The following is a 17,927-nucleotide window of genomic DNA, read 5'->3' on the forward strand; positions in this document are numbered from 1 at the left end:
CAGATGGGCTGTTGACACGGGCCGGTCAACTCAGGCTAGACCCGACAATCGGTGACGACAATCACCATTCGACGCAGAATGGGGGCAGCATGGCTGTGTGCACGAACTCTCGTTGTGTCAGGCCATCGCCGGTGTGGTCCGCCCACACGCCGTCGGCAGGCACGTCGATATCGTCCGGGTCCAGGTCGGCGCCCTGCGCCAGGTGGTGCCGGAATCGCTGGAATTCTGCTGGTCTCTGCTGCGCGAACACGAAGGCATGCCCGATGCCGAACTCGAACTCGAGTTCGTCGCGGCCGAGGTGGTATGCCGGTCCTGCGGACAACATTGTGAGATCACGTCGAAATGGTCGGTGCTGTGTCCGCTGTGCGACAGCGCCGATGTCGAGGTCGTGCGCGGCAAGGAATTTCAGGTGACGTCACTGGACGTCACCTGATTGAGCGAGAGGTCTCACGGTGGGCAGATTCCATCGCCACGACGACGGCACGACACACAGCCACGAGCACGCTGACGACGGCCACGACCACGACCACGGCGACCACAGTGGTTACTCGACCGGTTCGCAACGGGTCGACGTGCTGGAGTCGATCTTCGCCGAGAACGACGTCAGGGCCGATTTCAACCGGGAAATGTTCGAGACCAACGGTATTCGAGCGCTGAACCTAATGAGCTCACCCGGTTCGGGCAAGACCACCGTGCTGGGTGCGACCCTCGACGAACTCGCCGGACAGCTCGCGGTCGGGATCGTCGAGGGCGATATCGCCACCGACCTGGACGCGGCGAAGCTCGCCGGCCGGGGCGCGCAGATATCGCTGTTGAACACCAACAACGGCTTCGGCGGGGAGTGCCATCTCGACGCGCCGATGGTCAACCGGGCACTGCAGGGCCTCGACCTGCGCGCACTTGACCTGGTGATCATCGAGAACGTCGGCAATCTGGTCTGTCCTGCCGAGTTCGATGTGGGCGAGCACGCTAAGGCGATGGTCTACTCGGTCACCGAAGGGGAGGACAAACCGCTCAAGTATCCGGTGATGTTCCGGTCGGTCGACGTCGTGCTACTCAACAAGATCGACCTGGTGCCCTACCTCGACGCGGACGTCGACCAGTACATCGCCCACGTCCGCGAGGTCAATCCGGCAGTGACCATCCTGCCCGTCAGCGCGCGCACCGGGGCGGGGATGCAGGCGTGGTTCAGCTGGCTGCGCCGGTTCGTCGCTGGCACACCGGTTTAGCGAAATCTGTTGCACACCTTGGCGATAGCACCGCCGGCGGGGCGTCTGCGAAGTGGCCGCCACGTCAATATCGGCGAGCCGCTCCTGAGAAGACAGTTAGACCTTCTGGCACGTCCTCTGGAAGTTATTGACAACGACGTGTGACCTGGGCCACTCTGGAATTTAGCGACGCGCAAGTGGGCCGAAGGGCGACTCCTGCGCCGTAGGGACCCCAGCCCGGTCCCGGGAAGCTTCAGCATGCTTACCGAAGCAGCAATCAAAGCGGAACAGACATTGATCCACGTTCTCTGGATCAACGCCGGACTGAGTTGTGATGGTGATTCGGTCGCACTGACCGCCGCCACTCAGCCCAGCATCGAGGAGATCGCGCTCGGCGCTCTTCCCGGACTCCCCCAGATCGCCGTGCACTGGCCTCTGATCGACTTCGAATGTGGACCCAACGGCGGCTCCGACGATTTCCTGGAGTGGTTCTTCAAGGCCGACCGTGGCGAGCTGGAACCGTTTGTCCTGGTCGTCGAGGGGTCGATACCCAACGAACAGCTGCACAACGAAGGCTATTGGTGCGGATTCGGCAACGACCCCGCGACCGGACAGCCGATGACCACCAGTGAGTGGCTCGATCGACTGGCGCCGAAGGCCACCGCGATCGTCGCGGTCGGCACCTGCGCCACCTACGGCGGAATCCACGCCATGGCGGGGAATCCGACCGGTGCGATGGGTGTCCCGGATTATCTCGGCTGGGACTGGAAGAGCAAGGCGGGCATACCGATTGTCTGCGTGCCCGGCTGTCCGGCCCACCCCGACAATATGGCGGAGACCCTGACCTATCTCCTCTACATGGCCACCGGTCAGGCACCGATGATCCCGCTCGACGAGGCCCTGCGGCCGAAGTGGTTGTTCGGGAACACGGTTCACGAGGGGTGTGACCGGGCCGGCTACTACGAGCAGGGTGATTTCGCGACGGAGTACGGGTCGCCGAAATGCATCGTCAAGCTGGGCTGCTGGGGTCCGGTCGTCAAATGCAATGTGCCCAAACGTGGTTGGATCAACGGCATCGGCGGCTGCCCCAACGTCGGCGGCATCTGCATCGGCTGCACCATGCCCGGTTTCCCGGACAAATTCATGCCCTTCATGGATGAGCCCCCGGGCGGCAAGATCTCGACCACGGCGTCTGGCCTGTACGGGTCGGTGATCCGCAACCTGCGCCACGTGACCGGGCGGACGGTGGACAAAGAGCCTAAGTGGCGCCACAAAGGCCGGGAACTCACCACGGGTGCGCGTCGAACCTGGTAGTTCGCGCTTCTGCCTGCTTTCGAAAGCCCCGCTGGCAGAGGTATTTCAGTAGTCAATAGAGAGCGAAGTCTGATGACAACGATCATCCCCGAACCGTCCCACGTGAAGAGGGATCCCGGTTCCCTGGTCGAAATGGCGTGGGACCCGATCACCCGGATTGTCGGCAGCCTCGGCATCTACACCAAGATCGACTTCGAGAACCGCGAGGTGGTCGAGTGTCACAGCACCTCGTCGATCTTCCGCGGCTATTCGATCTTCATGAAGGGCAAGGATCCGCGCGACGCGCACTTCATCACCAGCCGCATCTGCGGTATCTGCGGTGACAACCACGCCACCTGTTCGTGCTACGCGCAGAACATGGCCTACGGCGTCAAACCCCCTAACCTCGGCGAATGGATCGTCAACCTCGGCGAGGCCGCTGAATACATGTTTGACCACAACATCTTTCAGGAGAATCTGGTCGGGGTGGACTACTGCGAGAAGATGGTGTCCGAGACCAACCCCGCGGTGCTGAAGAAAGCCGAGAACGCCCTGGCGCCCAACTCCGAGGCACACGGGTACCGGACCATCGCCGACATTATGAGATCCCTCAACCCCTTCACTGGTGAGTTCTACCGCGAGGCGCTCCAGGTCAGCCGGTGGACCCGAGAGATGTTCTGCCTCATGGAGGGCAGGCACGTCCACCCGTCGACGCTCTACCCCGGCGGGGTCGGCACCGTCGCGACGATCCAGCTGATGACCGATTACATGACCCGGCTGATGCGCTACGTCGAGTTCATGAAAAAGGTCGTGCCGATGCACGACGACCTCTTCGACTTTTTCTACGAGGCGCTGCCGGGTTACGAGGAGGTCGGCCTGCGACGCACCCTGCTGGGCTGCTGGGGCTCCTTCCAGGATCCTGACGTGTGCAATTTCGCGTACAAGGACATGGAGAAGTGGGGTAACGCCATGTTCGTCACCCCCGGGGTCGTCGTCGACGGCAAGCTGGTGACGCATTCTCTGGTGGACATCAACCTCGGCATCAGGATCCTCTTGGGCAGTTCGTATTACGACGACTGGACCGATCAGGAGATGTTCGTCAAAACCGATCCGCTTGGCAACCCGGTCGACCGCAGGCACCCCTGGAACCAGCACACCAATCCGAAGCCGCAGAAACGCGACATGGACGACAAGTACAGCTGGGTGATGTCACCGCGCTGGTTCGACGGCACCGACCACCTGGCGCTCGACACTGGCGGCGGCCCACTGGCCCGGCTCTGGTCGACGGCGCTGGCGGGCCTGGTCGACATCGGTTACGTGCAGTCCACCGGTCACAGCGTGAAGATCAACCTGCCCAAGACCATCCTCAAGGGCCCGGTCGAGCTGGAATGGAAGATCCCCGAACACGGCAGCAACACGCTGGAACGCAACCGAGCCCGCACCTACTTCCAGGCGTATGCGGCGGCGTGCGCGCTGCATTTCGCCGAGAAGGCGTTGGTGGAGATCCGTGCCGGGCGGACCAAGACGTGGGAGAAGTTCGACGTTCCTGACGAGGCCATCGGCTGCGGATTCACCGAGGCAGTCCGCGGCGTCCTGAGTCATCACATGGTGATCAAGGACGGCAAGATCGCGAACTACCATCCGTATCCGCCCACCCCGTGGAATGCCAACCCGCGTGACAGCTACGGCACACCGGGACCCTATGAAGATGCGGTACAGGGCCAGCCGATCTTCGAGGAGAACGACCGGGAGAACTTCAAGGGCATCGACATCATGCGCACGGTACGAAGTTTCGACCCTTGCCTGCCGTGCGGTGTGCACATGTATCTCGGAGAGGGAAAGTCGCTCGAGAGGCTGCATTCGCCGACCCAGTCGGTCACCGGGGAGTGAACGACGACGCGCGCTGGCGCACCGCCGGCGATCGCATCCAGACCCTCCTCGATGCCAGTGCCGCAGGGGGTCCGGTCGCCCGTGAGCGCGCCGAGCAGTTGGTCCGTGAGATTGTCGACCTTTACGGCGCCGGGCTGGCACGGGTGCTGGAGATCGCGGCACAACGCGATCCCGCAGCGGTGGAACACTGTGCCACCGACGATTTGGTGGCGAGCCTGATGCTCGTGCATGGACTGCATCCGCACGACGTGCACCGCCGGGTCGCCGACGCGCTCGACAGCGTCCGGCCCTATCTCGGTTCGCACGGCGGCGATGTCGACCTGCTCGAGATCACCGGTGCGACGGCGCGGCTCAGATTCACCGGCAGCTGCAAGAGCTGCCCGTCGTCCGCGGTCACGTTGGAGCTGACGGTCGAAGACGCCGTGCGCAGCGCCGCGCCCGAGATCAGCGAGATCGAAGTCGTTGCGGCCGAACCGAGTCCGGTATCGACCGTGATCCCGGCCGAATCCCTGCTCAGCAGGGTGCACGCAGAGGGCCACGCTGGTGCAAGCTGGCATCCGGTGCCCGATCTGGCGGACCTGCACAGCGGCGAAGTCGGCGGGTTCATGGTGGCGGGAACCACCGTTCTCGCCTGCCGGATCGACGACGAACTGTTCGCTTATCACGACCGGTGCGGTAGCTGCAACGCCTCGTTGGCCGGCGCAGCGTTGCACCGGCGGATGGGCGCGGGCATCAGCGGACTGGTGCTGCGATGCCCCCGCTGCCGCGCTCATTTCGACATCGTCCACGCCGGCGCGGGTATCGACGCCGACGCGGGCCCCGAGGTGCATCTTGACCCCATCCCGCTGCTGGTGCGTGACGGCGTGCTGTCGATGGCGGTCCTGGCAACGCCTTCGGCGGTGATGTGATGGACAGCGCGTACGACGTGCTGGCTCGCATCCGGGCCACCAAGGTGCCGCAGCCGGCCGGGGAACGCTGCGAGATGTGTTCGGAGGATATCGCCGACGAACATCAGCACGTCGTGAATGTCGAAGGCCGACAGCTGATGTGCGTGTGCCGCGGCTGCTATCTGTTGTTCACCGACAGCACCGCGCAGTTGCGGTACCGGTCGGTGCCCGATCGCTACCTGCACTTCCCCGATCTCGCGCTGGGACGCCTGGAGTGGGAGGCCCTGCAGATTCCCGTCGGGCTGGCGTTCTTCTTCCGCAACTCGGCGCTGGACAAGACTGTCGGGTTCTATCCGGGACCGGCGGGCGCCACGGAATCCGAACTGGACCTGGACGCCTGGTCGCTGATCACTACCGCGGACACCAGGCTGGCGATGATGGCCGATGACGTCGAGGCGCTGCTGGTGCGGGTGCCCGACGACTCGAGCCGGGACGCGGACCCCGAGTGCTACCTGGTCCCCATCGACGCCTGCTACGAGTTCGTCGGCAGGCTACGGATGCTGTGGCGCGGCTTCGACGGCGGCCAGCAGGCGCGCGCCTACATCGACGAATTCTTCGAGCAGATCACCGCGCGCTGCCGCGAAGTCAGCAGGGAACGCGCGTCGTGACAGAGGTGACGTTCGCAGTACTTGACGTGGCCCCCGAACCGTACGCGGTGAGCCCGCACCTCACCGCGCGGATCACCGTAGTGGCCGACGAGCCCGTGCATGCCGTTGCGTTGCGGTGTCAGGTGCGCATCGAGCCGCTTCGTCGCCCGTACAGCGATGACGAGGCTGCCGGGCTGGCCGATATGTTTGGCCCGCGCGAACGGTGGGCCAACACCCAGCGCACCTTTCTGTGGCAACACACCGCGGCTATGGTGCAGGGTTTCACCGGCAGCACCCAGGTGGCTCTGCCGCTGGAATGCACCTACGACTTCGAGGTGACCGGGTCGAAGTACCTGCACGCGCTGCGCGAGGGAACCATCCCCCTGCAATTCCTGTTCAGCGGCACCATATTCCGCCCACCCCTGGCGAACGGGCAGCGCGGCTTCGCCGTGCAGCAAGTGCCGTGGGACCAGGAAGATCAATACGACATGCCAGTAAGGGTCTGGCACGAGCTCATCCACCAGCATTACCCCAACAGCGGCTGGGTGCGTCTCGGCCATGACACAGTGACCGCTCTGACCGCCTACAAATCCGAGCGGGGCATGCTGGACGTCGATGAGGCGGTCATCTCGCTGCTGGCGGGCGCGCGAGCCGGAGATTTCCGGTGACCGCGGGCTGGGATCGTGCCCGCACCATCGCCGACGCAGTGCTCTACGAGGGGTATCTGCTCTACCCGTATCGAGCGTCGTCAGCCAAGAACCAGTCCCGTTGGCAGTTCGGGGTTTTGGGCCCGCCGGGAGCAGCCGAGGCGGCGTTCGGTGAGGACGACACGCTGTCGGCGCAATTCCTGATCGAGGGCGATGCGACGATCACGCTGGTGGTCAGGTTCCTGCACCTGCAGCGGCGTGCTGTCGAGAAGCACACCGACGACGGGCGTTATGAATCGGTCGATGAATTGACCGGTACCGGAAGCTCCTGGCTGACCTGGGATGAGGCGGTGGAGTCGGAGTTGACCTTCGGGCCGCTCGACCTCGGCGACGGCGGGCAGACGGAGACGTTCCAGGTGGTGGCCCCGGCGGCCAGCGCCATCGAGGAGGTCGACGGTGGCCGGCTCATCCGCTCCCGGCGCGCGCTGCACGGACGCCTCACGGTGACAAGCGAACCCGATGAGGGGTTGTGGCGGGTCACGACCGTGCTGCGCAACACCACCAGGCTGGCAGGCGATGTCGCCTGCGACAAGGACGCCGTTATCGCCGCGTCGATGATCGGCACCCATCTCATCGTCAACGTGGGAGGCGGGCAACTGGTCTCACTGCTCGACCCTCCTGACTCGGCAGCAGCGGCGATCGCGAGGTGTCACCAGCACCGGTGCTTCCCGGTGCTGGCCGGGCCGCCGGGTGACCATGCGCTGCTGCTGATCTCGCCGATCATCCTCTACGACCATCCCGAGATCGCCGAACAGAGCGAGGGCGCCCTCTACGACTCGACCGAGATCGACGAGATCCTCACGCTGCGGGTGATGACGATGACCGACGAGGAGAAGGCACAAGCCCGTGCCACCGACCCGCTGGCTGCCCAGATCATCGACCGCTGCGATGCGATGTCACCTGAGGCGATGCAGCGGTTGCACGGTGTGCTTCGTGACCCGCACGCCGGCCTGATCCCCGAGGTCCCCGAGGGCGTCGACTGGTGGGATCCGATGGCCGACAACGCCGTTGCGCCCGACATCGACGCCGTCCTGGTCAACGGGGTCCGGGTCGCACGCGGCAGCAAGGTACGGCTGCGACCGTCCCGGCGGGCTGACGCCCAGGACATGTTCTTCGCCGGCCGGGTCGCCACCGTCACCTCGGTGCACGAAACCGTCGACGGTGATCAGCAGGTCGGGGTGACGGTCGACGACGACCCGGCGGCCGATCTGCACGACTGGTACGGGCGCTATCTGTACTTCGCGCCCGACGAACTCGAGCCGTTGGAGTCGAGCCTGGAGTCACACAGTGAGAGGAGTTCGACATGGCAACAATAGGGTGGATAGCGACCATCGCGGTCGGCGTCGTCATCGTCGGCGGCGTGGTGGTGGGCGTGGGTTCCGTCCCCGACATCCGCCGCTACCTCAAGATGCGGAGCATGTAGCTACGCCCCGCATCCTCGTCGCCGGTATCGGCAATATCTTCCTCGGAGACGACGGCTTCGGCCCCGAGGTACTGCGGCATGTGGCGGCACACCCGCCCGACGAACGAGTCCGCGTCACCGATTACGGTATCCGCGGCATGCACCTGGCCTATGACCTGCTCGACGGGTGGGATGCGCTGGTGCTGGTCGATGCCATCCCCGACCGCGGCGCGCCGGGCACCGTCCGGGTTTTCGAGGCTGATCACGAAACACTTTCCACCCCCGGTGGTTTCGATGCCCACAGCATGGATCCCGGTGCGGTGTTCGCCAGCCTCGCCGCCCTCGGCGGCACCGCGCCCCGCACCGTGGTGATCGGCTGCGAAGTGCAGAACGTCGAAGACGGGATCGGCTTGAGCGAAGCGGTGAACGCCGCCGTGCCGGAAGCCGTGCGCGCGGTGCAGACTGTGGTGACGATGCTGCGGGAGGGCTGAGCGATGTGCCTGGGAATTCCGGGTCAGGTGATCAGAATGCTGGACGGCTACGGTGATCAATTGGCGCTGGTCGATGTCGCAGGCGAGAACCGCAAGGTCAACATCGGCATGCTGCCCGAAGAGACGTTCCGCCCAGGCGATTGGGTGATCATCCACATGGGTTTCGTGGTCGAGAAGACCGACAGGGCCGGCGCCGACGAGGCGATGGCCGGCCTCCGGCTGATGGGGTCGGGCCTCGACGAACAGGGGCAGCCGTGACCGCGGTGTCCGAAACGCCACTCCCCGGCCGGGAGTTGTTCGCCAGCTATGCCTTTCCGCCCAACGAGCTGGGCTACTGCGGGCCACCCGATTCGTCGGTGCTGCTCAGCGGTCACGGCCCGGCCGCCATCGACCGGCATGCCAAGGGTTTCGACGGCGCCTGGCCCTACCTCGAGCAGATAGCGGCGGCCTCGGGCCGCGACGACCCGCTGGACCAGGAGGTGGTTCGGGCCTACTGGGTCGGCGGCCCACTGCTCGCGCGGGTGGACGGGCACCGCATGCTGGAGCGGTTGCGAACGGCGCTGCCCGGCCAGCCCACCGGTCTGCTCGACGCTATCGATAGCCACTCGGAGGTGTTGGCCCACCACAGTTTCCACGTGTTCGCGGTGTATCCGTGGGTGCGTTTCCTTGATGCCGATCCCAGTCATCCCCTGCGGATTCTGCAGTCCTGCCGGATCCGCTGGGGCGTCGTAGATTCCGTCGATGACGACCATGTCGTCATCACCTCGCCGCCGGTCCGCTACGACCGTGGCCTCCTCGTGCTCGGCGACCCGGTGCCGGAACGGGTCCGGTGGCGCCGCCACGACGGGGTGTCACTGGCACCGCGACCGTCACTGGGTGCGACGGTGACCGCCCACTGGGACTGGGTGTGCGGCACCATCGACGGGCCCGAGCGAGAAGCGCTGGCCGCTGCCACCCGCTCGACCCTGAACCTGGTTAACCGGGTGCGCGGCTAGCGGAGACCACAGCGCATGCGCCACAACAGGAACGAGGACTGACACGATGAGCATCACCCTCCCGGCGTTCACGCCGGCGCAGGAGAGCCTATTTCTCACACTCGGTGGCAGGGCGCTGGACAGCCGCCTGCCTCGCCCGTTTCTCGGTGACACCATGGCCGACGAGATCCTCACTACCGTCGGCTACGACCTTGCTAGGTTCCCGTCACTGAACAACAAGCTGCTGGATGCCAAGTCCAAAGTTTTCGACATCGCCGTGCGAGCCAAGAGACTTGACGAGGTGGTGCGCCGGTTCGTCGTTCAGCACCCGAATGCGATCGTGGTGGATCTGGGCGCGGGCCTAGACAGCAGGGTGTTCCGCGTCGGTCCCCCACCCACGGTCGGGTGGTACGACATCGACTTCCCTGTGGTTGACGGGCTGCGGCGACAACTGCTGCCGCATGCCGCCAACGCCCACAGCCTCGGCGCGGATCTAACCGATCCAGACTGGCTCGACGACATCCCCACCGACCGGCCGGCCGTCATCGTCGCCGACGGCCTCAACGCATTTCTCACCGAGGAAGCCTTCATAACCTTGCTGAACCGACTCATCGGCCACTTTCCCAGCGGAGAGCTGGCATTCAACCTCTACACCACCTACGCCATCTGGGCACTCAAGCACACCCGCGGTCTGGCCGCCATCGCCGACGGTGTCCTCAATCCCGGATTCAACGATCCCCGCCAACCGGAACGCTGGGCAGCTGGACTCAAGCTCGTCGAAGAGATCTTCCTCACCCGTGCCCCCGAAGTCGCAGAGTTGCCGCTGGCCGTCCGGATGACCTCTCGGCTCGCGGCACCGAGCGCGACCGTGTCGCGAATGGTGGGTACGGTAGTGGTCCGTTACAGCTTCTGAGGGTAAGTACGCGAAGCCTTTCCACGCCCGTCGCCCACCGGCCGAGGCACTCAAGAGATTAAGCCCCTGTCAAGCACGACAAACGGCGGGGAACTAGGGCCGCCGCCAAACTTGCGACGCCCGTCTCAGTCGCAGTCCCGGATGCGGCTCTTGGTTAAAGTGCGCCACTCCCCCTGTCGCTCAGGCGTTCTGGTGTGCTTCGTCCCAGGCACCGAAACCGCCCAGGATGTCGCTCACGTCGGCGAAGCCGCGCTGCCGTAACAAGCTGGCCGCCACCGAGGATCGGTAGCCGCCGGCGCAGTACACGACGGTCGGCCTCCCGGCGTCGAGCTCGCGCAGCCGTGCGGGCAGCTGACCCACCGGGATCGCAATCGCATGAGGAATGGAGCCAGCCGCCACTTCGCCGGGGTTACGGACGTCCACGATCTGCAGGTCCGTCATCTGTGCGGCGCGCTCGTCGAATGCCTTGGCCGTCAACCGCGATGCCATCACAACATCGTCCTCGTGGGCGAGCATCGCTCGGTAGGGGTCGACGACGAAGCCGATCACCCGGTCGAAACCGATCCGGGCGAGCCGGTTCTTCCCTTCGAGTTCCTGACCGGGTTCGGTGAACAAGACAACGTCGACATCGGCGGGCAGTACCGAGCCGGCGAACTCGGCGTAGCGGCCGTTGAGGCCGATGTTGATCGCGCTGCGCAGGTGCCCTAGGGCGAACTCCTCGGGGGTACGGCCGTCGACCAGCACGGCGCCGCCGTCGATCGCGACTCGGGCTTGGTCGTAGGTCATCGGCGTCGGCATCTTGGTCTCGTCCAGTAGGTCGCGGTGCTTGCGATTGAGGATGGCGTCGTAGGCGAAATAGCCCGGCGTGGGCGGTTGACCTTCGGTGACGATGTTCAGGAACGTCGCCTTGTCGGGAGCCCGCAGTGCGTAGTTGGTCGCCTTCTGGTCGCCGATCGTCGACCAGAGATCGGTCGACAGATTCTTGCCGCACGCCGATCCTGCCCCGTGGGCCGGATAGACCCGGGTGGCGTCCGGCAACGTCATCAGCTTGTTGTGCAGCGAGTCGTAGAGCTTGTCGGCAAGTTCCTCGCGGCTGAACCCGATCGAGGCCAGCAGGTCGGGGCGACCCACATCGCCGATGAACAGCGTGTCGCCAGTCATCACACCGTAGGGAACGGTATCCCCCGAATGCTCGTAGACCACCACGCTCATCGACTCCGGAGTGTGTCCAGGAGTGTGGCGAAACTCCAGCGCCACCTCGCCCAGTGAATACCGTTCGCCGTCGGCGACACGCATCGACTCGAACTCGGTCTCAGCGACCGAGGAGTAGACGATCCGCGCGCCGGTCGCCTTCGCTAGTTCGAGGTGACCCGACAGGAAGTCGGCGTGGAAGTGGGTCTCGATGACCAGTTCGATGGCCAGGCCCTGGTCCTTGGCATCGTCCACATACTCCGCGACGTCGCGTTGTGGGTCGACAACGACTGCGCGGCCGGTGGTTTCGTCACCAATCAGATAGGACGCGTGCGAAAGGCAGTCCAGGTAGTACTGGTGGAAAATCATCGTCGTTGCCCTCTACTCGTTGTTCGGCAATGCCATCCTGGCATATACCCCCATGGGTATGTCAAGCACCCGCAGGGTTGTCCGTATTCCCGTCTTGACAATACCCACTGGGGTATGTCTAGCATGGCTTGGTATATACCCCCGGTGGTATTCACCTTGGAGGCTTTGGTCACCGCCGCATCGTCGAAAGGGCCTGCCGAATATGATCGCCCTGACAATCGCACTCGCCGTCGTGGTCGGCATCTCGCTGGGATTGCTTGGCGGAGGCGGATCCATCCTGACGGTGCCCTTGCTCGTCTATGTGGCAAGCGTGGAACCCAAGCACGCCATCGCGACATCGCTGTTCGTGGTCGGGGTAACCAGCGCGCTGGCTGCCATCACCCACGCGCGGGCCGGGAGGGTGCGCTGGCGAGTGGCGGTGACCTTCGGTCTGGTAGCCATGGCGGGTGCCTACGGCGGGGGCTTGCTGGCCCGGCTCATCCCTGGAACCGTTCTCCTCGTTGCGTTCGCAGTAATCATGGGCGCGGCGGGTCTTTCGATGCTGCGCGGACGCAAGAACACCGCTCCTACCGACAAGCCCATGCCGGTAATCACGAACGCAGCCCTCGGCATCGTCGTCGGCCTGATCAGCGGACTCGTTGGCGCCGGTGGCGGTTTCCTGCTGGTTCCCGCCCTGGCGCTGCTAGGCGGCTTGTCCATGCCCGTCGCTGTGGGCACCTCTTTGGTGATCATCTCGATGCAATCGTTCGCAGGCTTCGTCGGGCAGCTGTCGACTGAGCACATCGACTGGCGATTGGCCGCTGTCGTCACCGCCGCCGCGGCAGTCGGCGCCCTCGTCGGCGGACGCCTCGTGACTTTCGCCAACCCCACCACGCTGCGCACCATGTTCGGATGGTTCGTCCTGTTCATGGCCTCGCTGATCCTGACCGAAGAGGTCGATCCAACAGTCGGCGCCGGCACGGCGGTCTTGACGCTCGCCGCCGCCGGAACCTCAATGGCCTGCTTGAGATACGGGCACTGTCCGCTACGTCGGATCTTGGGGCGCGAACCTGCTTCCGCCGCCGCAGCTTGAGCGTGGGAATCGGTGGTCATATACCCCGGTGGGTACAGTTGTCATCACTGAAACACTGACGAAAGGACCGTGATGGTTGGCGATGAAGACAGCATCGCGGCAGTACTGAATCGCCTGCGCCGCGCCCAAGGACAGCTCGCTGGTGTCATCTCGATGATTGAGCAGGGCCGCGACTGTAAGGATGTCGTGACTCAGCTCGCCGCGGTGTCGCGCGCGTTGGATCGAGCAGGGTTCAAGATCGTTGCCACCGGCATGCGGGAATGCCTGACGGGCGACACCGCCGACGGCAAGCAACCGCTAACCGAAGCGGAATTGGAAAAGCTATTCATGGCGCTGGCATGATCGGTTAGTCAGCCGCCGGGAGAGTGGGCTTAGGCAAGCCGTTGATGGGCCTCGTGTTCGAGGCGCCATAGCGCGATCCCACGTAAACGTGGGTCAGCCAGAGTGATTCGGAGTTCTTCAACGATGGCCGCGATGGTGTCGCGAGTTACTCCCGGATATGTGATCGTCAGCTGCGTAATCAGCGCGTCGGTCGCCGCGTAGTCGATCGCTTGCACACTGCGGTTGTCGCCTAGGTGTTCGGCCGGATCAGATCCGTGCGCGCCTTGCCTCTGTTCGACGGTGTGCGCATCGTAGGCAGCAATGATGTGCTCAGCAGTGGCGTCAGGATGATGCCGCGCCACCATGCTTATCGCTGCAGAGGTTGCCCGCCCGACTGTCGAACCATCGCCCGGCGGCTGTCCGCACGTCAGGGCGCGATTCAGCAGTAGTTGAAATGCAAGGTCGAGATCGTCGGACGAGTCGGGCACCACAACACAACACTACGGGTCGCTCATTATCGGCACGTGACAGATATGTGCCCGCGCGGGAACGTCAAACAGTCTGTGCTGCAACAGTTGATTTCGCTACATGGAGGTAACGTCGACCCACCTTGATATCGCCCCGTATCTAGCGGCCGGTATCCCCCCAATACCGACATACCGTTGTCGCGACACTGTCTGATGCTGGTGTCATGAACAAAAACGTGAACACGATGGATACGAACTCGGTTGCTGCGGATACGGCACTCGGGCTGTGGTTGGAGATGTGGAACACGGACAGTGAGATCGCGCGCCGGATCTGCAGTGAGGATTTCCGGATTCACTTCTTGATTTCCGAGCCGGATGGGTCGAACCCGGCCGACGACGTGCTGGGCGCCGACAGTTTCGCTCGGTTCTTGGATCGGTATCGCGAGCAGCATCCGGATGTGGTCTTTACCGAGGTCGAGCGGGCCGTGGACGGTGTACACGGCCGGATGCTGTGGAACGTTCAGGATGGGGCGCTTGCCGCGGGCGGGATCGACGTCTTCGACTTCACCGACGATGGGTTGATCCGCGAGGTGTGGTCGACGACCGGGACGCGCCCGCACCTCACCTGAGACCGGGGAGACTCACAGTCATGAGGAGAGCCGAGCGGTTGTACGCGCTGGTGGATCTGCTGCGCGGATCACGCCGGCCGTTGTCGGCCGCTCGGCTCTCCGAAGAATTCGAGGTCTCCAAGCGCACGATTGAGCGTGACATCCAGTCCCTGCAGCTCGCGGGGGTCCCGATCTATGCCGACCACGGGGCGTCGGGCGGGTATTCGATCCTGCGGGAGCATTCCCTGCCACCGCTGAATCTCACGGTGCCGGAGTCACTCGCGGTGCTCGCGGGGCTTGGCTTGCTGGAGAACTCGCCGTATGGTGCGGCGGCGCGTCGGGCGCGCGCGAAAGTTCTCGCGATCAGCCGGGAGGATCAACTCGCGCCGGTCGACGAGGCGTTGGCGTCGATATTCGTCATCGACGCCCAGTCGCCGCCCGAGGCGGCGGTCTCGTTGATTCCCGAGGCGATCGCCGCGCGCCGAGTCGTGCGATTGGACTACACCTCCGAGGACGGCGAGACCCACACCACCCGTGACGTGGAGGCGATGGGTCTGCTGCGCGGAGGTGATTCGTGGATGTTCGTGGGATGGTGTCGGCTGCGCGAGGGCATCCGCGGATTTCACCTCGACCGCGTTCGACACCTGGAGATGACTGGAGAGGTGTTCCCCGAACGCGATTCGGCGGTGCTGGATGCGGATCTCTCGCGGTGGCGCACTCGACGGCTCGGGTGACAGCCCGACTGAGACCGGACACCCACGCTGCCGACGAAACTCGTCGAAGTTCACATCCGTGCGCCAGGATGTATCGGTGAGCGAACGTATCGAGGTTCAACGAATCATCCCCGCGCCTGCCGCGGACATCTTCGCGGTGCTCTGCGATCCGCAAGGTCACGTCGCGATTGACGCCACCGGCATGCTGCAGGACGCAGACGGGCAGTCGGTCCATGCCCAAGGCGACAGCTTCGTCGTGCACATGGACCGCGAATCGCTCAACGATTATCCGTTGGGCAAGTACGACGTCACGGTATCGATCACGCAGTTCGAACAGGACCGGCTGATCGCGTGGACGATCTTCGGCCAACTGAAGCCGAACATCGGGCACGTGTACGGCTACCGGCTAGAGCCCTCGGCTGACGGTACGGAGGTCACGTCGTTCTACGACTGGTCCGATATCGATCAGCATTGGCGCGACGCGAAGATCTTCCCGATCGTCGGCGAGCCGGCACTGCGCGCGACGTTGGGCATCCTCGACCGGGCCGTGCGCCGAGGCTATCCCCTGTCGTCAACCTAGAAGTCTGCTCGCACACCGCCGAGGCTTCGCAAAGATGTCTGGCCTAGCGACTATCCTTTCGGCGGCACACCCGTGCTTGCCGAGTGGGTAGCCGGCGGGGCCTGCGTTTCGGTCCTCCCGTCCCCCGGCCTTGACGACGAAGGACGAGCAGTGAGTTACACCGCGGCTGACATCACCGAACTCGACGATGTCCAGCACACGCGCCTGCGCCCCGCGGTCAACCTCGGGCTGGACGTGCTCAACACCGCGCTGCGCGAGATCGTCGACAACGCGATCGAGGAAGTCGCCGAACCCAGCCACGGTGGGACGTGCGTCACCATCACCTTGCACGCCGACGGCTCGGTCAGCGTCGCCGACGACGGCCGTGGCCTGCCCATCGACTCCGACCCGGTGAACGGGAAGAACGGCATCGTCAAAACGCTGGGGACGGCCCGGGCGGGCGGCAAATTCTCCGTACACACCGACGCCACCAGCACAGGTGCCGGACTGAACGGAATCGGCGCTGCCGCAGCGGTTTTCATCTCCGCGCGAACAGACGTGACGGTGCGCCGGGCCGGCAAGACCTACCTGCAGAGTTTCGGCGGCGGCTACCCCGGGGTGTTCGACGGCAAGGATTTTGACCCGGACGCGCCGTTCACCCGCGCCGACACGCAGAAGCTCCGTGGCGCCGGCAATCGCAAACCCGATGCCCACGGCACCACGGTGCGCATCCTGTTCGACCCAGTCGTGGTGCCGGATTCGACCGTCGACATCAACGAGGTCCTGCTCCGGGCGCACGCCGCTGCGCGGATGTCCCCTGGGGTCCACCTGATTGTCGTCGACGAGGGCTGGCCTGGCGACGTCGTCCGGCCTGAACTGCTCGAACCGTTCAACGGCCCCTGGGGCAGCGAGACTCTCCTGGACCTCATGTGCGCCGCCGTCGGCACTCCCGTCCCCGGCGTGCGTGCCGTGGTGGAGGGCCGCGGCGAGTACACGACCGGCCGTGGCCCTACCCCATTCCGCTGGTCCCTGACTGCCGGGCCCGCCGAACCGGCCACGGTCGCGGCGTTCTGCAACACTGTGCGCACCCCCGGCGGGGGATCCCACCTGACCGCCGCCGTGAAGGGCCTATCCGAAGCACTGGCTGACCGTGCGTCCCGCATCCGCGACCTGGGCCTGGCCAAAGGCGAAGACGGCCCGGAGGCGCAGGATTTTGCGGCGGTGACCGCGCTTGCTGTGGACACTCGCGCGCCCGATGTGTCCTGGGACTCGCAGGCCAAGACTGCGGTGTCGTCGCGCTCACTGAACGTCGCGATGGCCCCGGATGTGGCACGCAGCGTCACGATCTGGGCGGCCAACCCCGGCAACAGTGACGCGGTGTCGCGGTGGACGCAGCTGGCACTGGAGGCCGCCAGGGCGCGGCGCAGCGCCGAGGGTGCCAAGGCTCGATCGCGGGCGGCGTCGAAGGCCAAGGGACTAGGAACGAATCTGTCCTTGCCGCCGAAGCTGCTGCCCAGCCGGGAAAGTGGCCGCGGGTCCGGTGCGGAGCTGTTTCTGTGCGAGGGCGATTCAGCGCTGGGCACCATCAAGGCGGCGCGCGATGCCACCTTCCAGGCGGCCTTCCCGCTGAAAGGCAAGCCGCCCAACGTCTATGGCTTCACTGTGAGCAAGGCGCGGGTCAAGGACGAGTTCGATTCGATCGAACGGATCCTGGGGTGTGGAGTGCGGGACAACTGTGATCCGGAGTCGTGCCGGTACGACCGGATCTTGTTCGCCTCCGACGCCGACCCCGATGGCGGCAACATCAACTCGAGCCTCATCTCGATGTTCCTGGACTTCTATCGGCCGCTCGTCAAGGCCGGCATGGTTTACGTGACCTTGCCGCCACTGTTCGTGGTCAAGGACGGTCAGCAGCGGATCTACTGCCAGGACGAGTCCGAACGTGATGCCGCGGTGGCTCAGATGAAGGCCACCTCCAAGCGCAAGGTCGAGGTGCAGCGGAACAAGGGCCTCGGCGAGATGGACGCCGACGACTTCTGGAATACCGTGCTGGATCCTCAGCGGCGCACCGTGATTCGGGTGCACCTCGATGACGGCGACCCGAAGCTGCACCACACCCTGTTCGGTGGGCCGCCAGAGGGCCGGCGCACGTGGATGGCCGATATCGCCTCCCGCGTGGACATCTCGGCGCTCGACCTCGACTAGGAAGAAAGTA

The 17,927-nt window shown here is 64.8% G+C and carries 21 protein-coding genes; 19 read left to right on the top strand and 2 right to left on the bottom strand.

The window, feature by feature from the left end; all coding sequences use genetic code 11:
* Positions 1-97 precede the first annotated feature (97 nt).
* From SLQ31_RS14865 to SLQ31_RS14920, 13 genes are all read left to right on the top strand, one after another.
* Positions 98-433 (top strand): hydrogenase maturation nickel metallochaperone HypA, encoded by a 336-nt coding sequence (locus SLQ31_RS14865; RefSeq protein WP_319433852.1) that lies wholly within the window; start codon positions 98-100, stop codon positions 431-433.
* A gap of 19 nt (positions 434-452) precedes the next feature.
* The gene (gene hypB, locus SLQ31_RS14870; RefSeq protein WP_319433854.1) at positions 453-1,229 is read left to right on the top strand and encodes a hydrogenase nickel incorporation protein HypB; all 777 of its coding nucleotides are present in this window, start codon (positions 453-455) and stop codon (positions 1,227-1,229) included.
* A gap of 237 nt (positions 1,230-1,466) precedes the next feature.
* The gene (locus SLQ31_RS14875; RefSeq protein WP_319433856.1) at positions 1,467-2,522 is read left to right on the top strand and encodes a hydrogenase expression protein HypE; all 1,056 of its coding nucleotides are present in this window, start codon (positions 1,467-1,469) and stop codon (positions 2,520-2,522) included.
* Between the two features lie 72 nt (positions 2,523-2,594).
* Positions 2,595-4,391, top strand: a complete 1,797-nt coding sequence (locus tag SLQ31_RS14880; protein ID WP_319433858.1) for a nickel-dependent hydrogenase large subunit — start codon at positions 2,595-2,597, stop codon at positions 4,389-4,391.
* The gene (locus SLQ31_RS14885; protein WP_319433860.1) at positions 4,388-5,299 is read left to right on the top strand and encodes a NifU family protein; all 912 of its coding nucleotides are present in this window, start codon (positions 4,388-4,390) and stop codon (positions 5,297-5,299) included. Before SLQ31_RS14880 ends, SLQ31_RS14885 begins: the two co-directional genes overlap by 4 nt.
* Entirely contained in the window at positions 5,299-5,946 is a 648-nt protein-coding gene (locus SLQ31_RS14890; protein WP_319433862.1) for a DUF5947 family protein, read from the top strand. Before SLQ31_RS14885 ends, SLQ31_RS14890 begins: the two co-directional genes overlap by 1 nt.
* The gene (locus SLQ31_RS14895; RefSeq protein WP_319433863.1) at positions 5,943-6,593 is read left to right on the top strand and encodes a DUF6084 family protein; all 651 of its coding nucleotides are present in this window, start codon (positions 5,943-5,945) and stop codon (positions 6,591-6,593) included. Before SLQ31_RS14890 ends, SLQ31_RS14895 begins: the two co-directional genes overlap by 4 nt.
* Positions 6,590-7,948, top strand: a complete 1,359-nt coding sequence (locus SLQ31_RS14900; RefSeq protein WP_319433865.1) for a hypothetical protein — start codon at positions 6,590-6,592, stop codon at positions 7,946-7,948. Before SLQ31_RS14895 ends, SLQ31_RS14900 begins: the two co-directional genes overlap by 4 nt.
* Entirely contained in the window at positions 7,936-8,055 is a 120-nt protein-coding gene (locus tag SLQ31_RS29495) for a DUF6893 family small protein (RefSeq protein ID WP_413642147.1), read from the top strand. The genes SLQ31_RS14900 and SLQ31_RS29495 overlap by 13 nt, the downstream gene beginning before the upstream one ends.
* 11 nt (positions 8,056-8,066) lie before the next feature.
* Positions 8,067-8,525: a hydrogenase maturation protease gene (locus tag SLQ31_RS14905; RefSeq protein ID WP_319434666.1), complete on the top strand. Its 459-nt coding sequence runs from the start codon at positions 8,067-8,069 to the stop codon at positions 8,523-8,525.
* 3 nt (positions 8,526-8,528) lie between these two features.
* A complete protein-coding gene (locus SLQ31_RS14910; protein WP_319433867.1) occupies positions 8,529-8,783 on the top strand; it encodes a HypC/HybG/HupF family hydrogenase formation chaperone in 255 nt (84 codons plus the stop codon).
* Entirely contained in the window at positions 8,780-9,520 is a 741-nt protein-coding gene (locus SLQ31_RS14915) for a DUF6390 family protein (RefSeq protein ID WP_319433868.1), read from the top strand. The genes SLQ31_RS14910 and SLQ31_RS14915 overlap by 4 nt, the downstream gene beginning before the upstream one ends.
* A 46-nt stretch (positions 9,521-9,566) precedes the next feature.
* On the top strand, positions 9,567-10,412 hold the full coding sequence (locus tag SLQ31_RS14920; RefSeq protein ID WP_319433870.1) for a class I SAM-dependent methyltransferase: 846 nt from the start codon (positions 9,567-9,569) through the stop codon (positions 10,410-10,412).
* A 180-nt stretch (positions 10,413-10,592) separates the two neighbouring features.
* On the opposite strand, the gene SLQ31_RS14925 is transcribed toward SLQ31_RS14920, so the two are convergent.
* A complete protein-coding gene (locus tag SLQ31_RS14925; RefSeq protein WP_319433873.1) occupies positions 10,593-11,972 on the bottom strand; it encodes an MBL fold metallo-hydrolase in 1,380 nt (459 codons plus the stop codon).
* Between the two features lie 202 nt (positions 11,973-12,174).
* On the opposite strand from SLQ31_RS14925, the gene SLQ31_RS14930 reads away from it, so the two are divergent.
* Together SLQ31_RS14930 and SLQ31_RS14935 are read left to right on the top strand one after the other, a co-directional pair.
* Positions 12,175-13,044, top strand: a complete 870-nt coding sequence (locus tag SLQ31_RS14930; RefSeq protein WP_319433875.1) for a sulfite exporter TauE/SafE family protein — start codon at positions 12,175-12,177, stop codon at positions 13,042-13,044.
* Positions 13,045-13,116: 72 nt separating this feature from the next.
* Positions 13,117-13,386 (top strand): metal-sensitive transcriptional regulator, encoded by a 270-nt coding sequence (locus SLQ31_RS14935; RefSeq protein WP_319433877.1) that lies wholly within the window; start codon positions 13,117-13,119, stop codon positions 13,384-13,386.
* Positions 13,387-13,415: 29 nt separating this feature from the next.
* Here the strand turns inward: SLQ31_RS14935 and SLQ31_RS14940 are convergent, their stop codons facing one another.
* Positions 13,416-13,856, bottom strand: coding sequence for a hypothetical protein (locus SLQ31_RS14940; protein ID WP_319433879.1), 441 nt, complete (start codon positions 13,854-13,856; stop codon positions 13,416-13,418).
* Between the two features lie 200 nt (positions 13,857-14,056).
* On the opposite strand from SLQ31_RS14940, the gene SLQ31_RS14945 reads away from it, so the two are divergent.
* The 4 genes from SLQ31_RS14945 to SLQ31_RS14960 all read left to right on the top strand — a co-directional run bounded on the left by SLQ31_RS14945 (position 14,057) and on the right by SLQ31_RS14960 (position 17,917).
* Positions 14,057-14,461 (top strand): nuclear transport factor 2 family protein, encoded by a 405-nt coding sequence (locus SLQ31_RS14945; protein WP_319433881.1) that lies wholly within the window; start codon positions 14,057-14,059, stop codon positions 14,459-14,461.
* A 20-nt stretch (positions 14,462-14,481) separates the two neighbouring features.
* Positions 14,482-15,174, top strand: a complete 693-nt coding sequence (locus SLQ31_RS14950) for a helix-turn-helix transcriptional regulator (protein WP_319433883.1) — start codon at positions 14,482-14,484, stop codon at positions 15,172-15,174.
* A 76-nt stretch (positions 15,175-15,250) separates the two neighbouring features.
* Positions 15,251-15,733, top strand: a complete 483-nt coding sequence (locus SLQ31_RS14955) for an SRPBCC family protein (protein ID WP_319433885.1) — start codon at positions 15,251-15,253, stop codon at positions 15,731-15,733.
* Positions 15,734-15,883: 150 nt separating this feature from the next.
* Positions 15,884-17,917, top strand: a complete 2,034-nt coding sequence (locus SLQ31_RS14960; protein ID WP_319433887.1) for a toprim domain-containing protein — start codon at positions 15,884-15,886, stop codon at positions 17,915-17,917.
* Positions 17,918-17,927: the final 10 nt, after the last annotated feature.

This window comes from Mycobacterium sp. RTGN5 (genome assembly GCF_033804465.1).
GTDB lineage: Bacteria > Actinomycetota > Actinomycetes > Mycobacteriales > Mycobacteriaceae > Mycobacterium.

Bases quoted from the DNA above. Each gene is read 5' to 3' on its own strand.
- SLQ31_RS14875 (WP_319433856.1), top strand. From the start codon at position 1,467: ATGCTTACCGAAGCAGCAATCAAAGCGGAACAGACATTGATCCACGTT.
- SLQ31_RS14880 (WP_319433858.1), top strand. From the start codon at position 2,595: ATGACAACGATCATCCCCGAACCGTCCCACGTGAAGAGGGATCCCGGT.
- SLQ31_RS14890 (WP_319433862.1), top strand. From the start codon at position 5,299: ATGGACAGCGCGTACGACGTGCTGGCTCGCATCCGGGCCACCAAGGTG.
- SLQ31_RS29495 (WP_413642147.1), top strand. From the start codon at position 7,936: ATGGCAACAATAGGGTGGATAGCGACCATCGCGGTCGGCGTCGTCATC.
- SLQ31_RS14910 (WP_319433867.1), top strand. From the start codon at position 8,529: ATGTGCCTGGGAATTCCGGGTCAGGTGATCAGAATGCTGGACGGCTAC.
- SLQ31_RS14920 (WP_319433870.1), top strand. From the start codon at position 9,567: ATGAGCATCACCCTCCCGGCGTTCACGCCGGCGCAGGAGAGCCTATTT.
- SLQ31_RS14925 (WP_319433873.1), bottom strand. From the start codon at position 11,972: ATGATTTTCCACCAGTACTACCTGGACTGCCTTTCGCACGCGTCCTAT.
- SLQ31_RS14930 (WP_319433875.1), top strand. From the start codon at position 12,175: ATGATCGCCCTGACAATCGCACTCGCCGTCGTGGTCGGCATCTCGCTG.
- SLQ31_RS14935 (WP_319433877.1), top strand. From the start codon at position 13,117: ATGGTTGGCGATGAAGACAGCATCGCGGCAGTACTGAATCGCCTGCGC.
- SLQ31_RS14945 (WP_319433881.1), top strand. From the start codon at position 14,057: ATGAACAAAAACGTGAACACGATGGATACGAACTCGGTTGCTGCGGAT.
- SLQ31_RS14950 (WP_319433883.1), top strand. From the start codon at position 14,482: ATGAGGAGAGCCGAGCGGTTGTACGCGCTGGTGGATCTGCTGCGCGGA.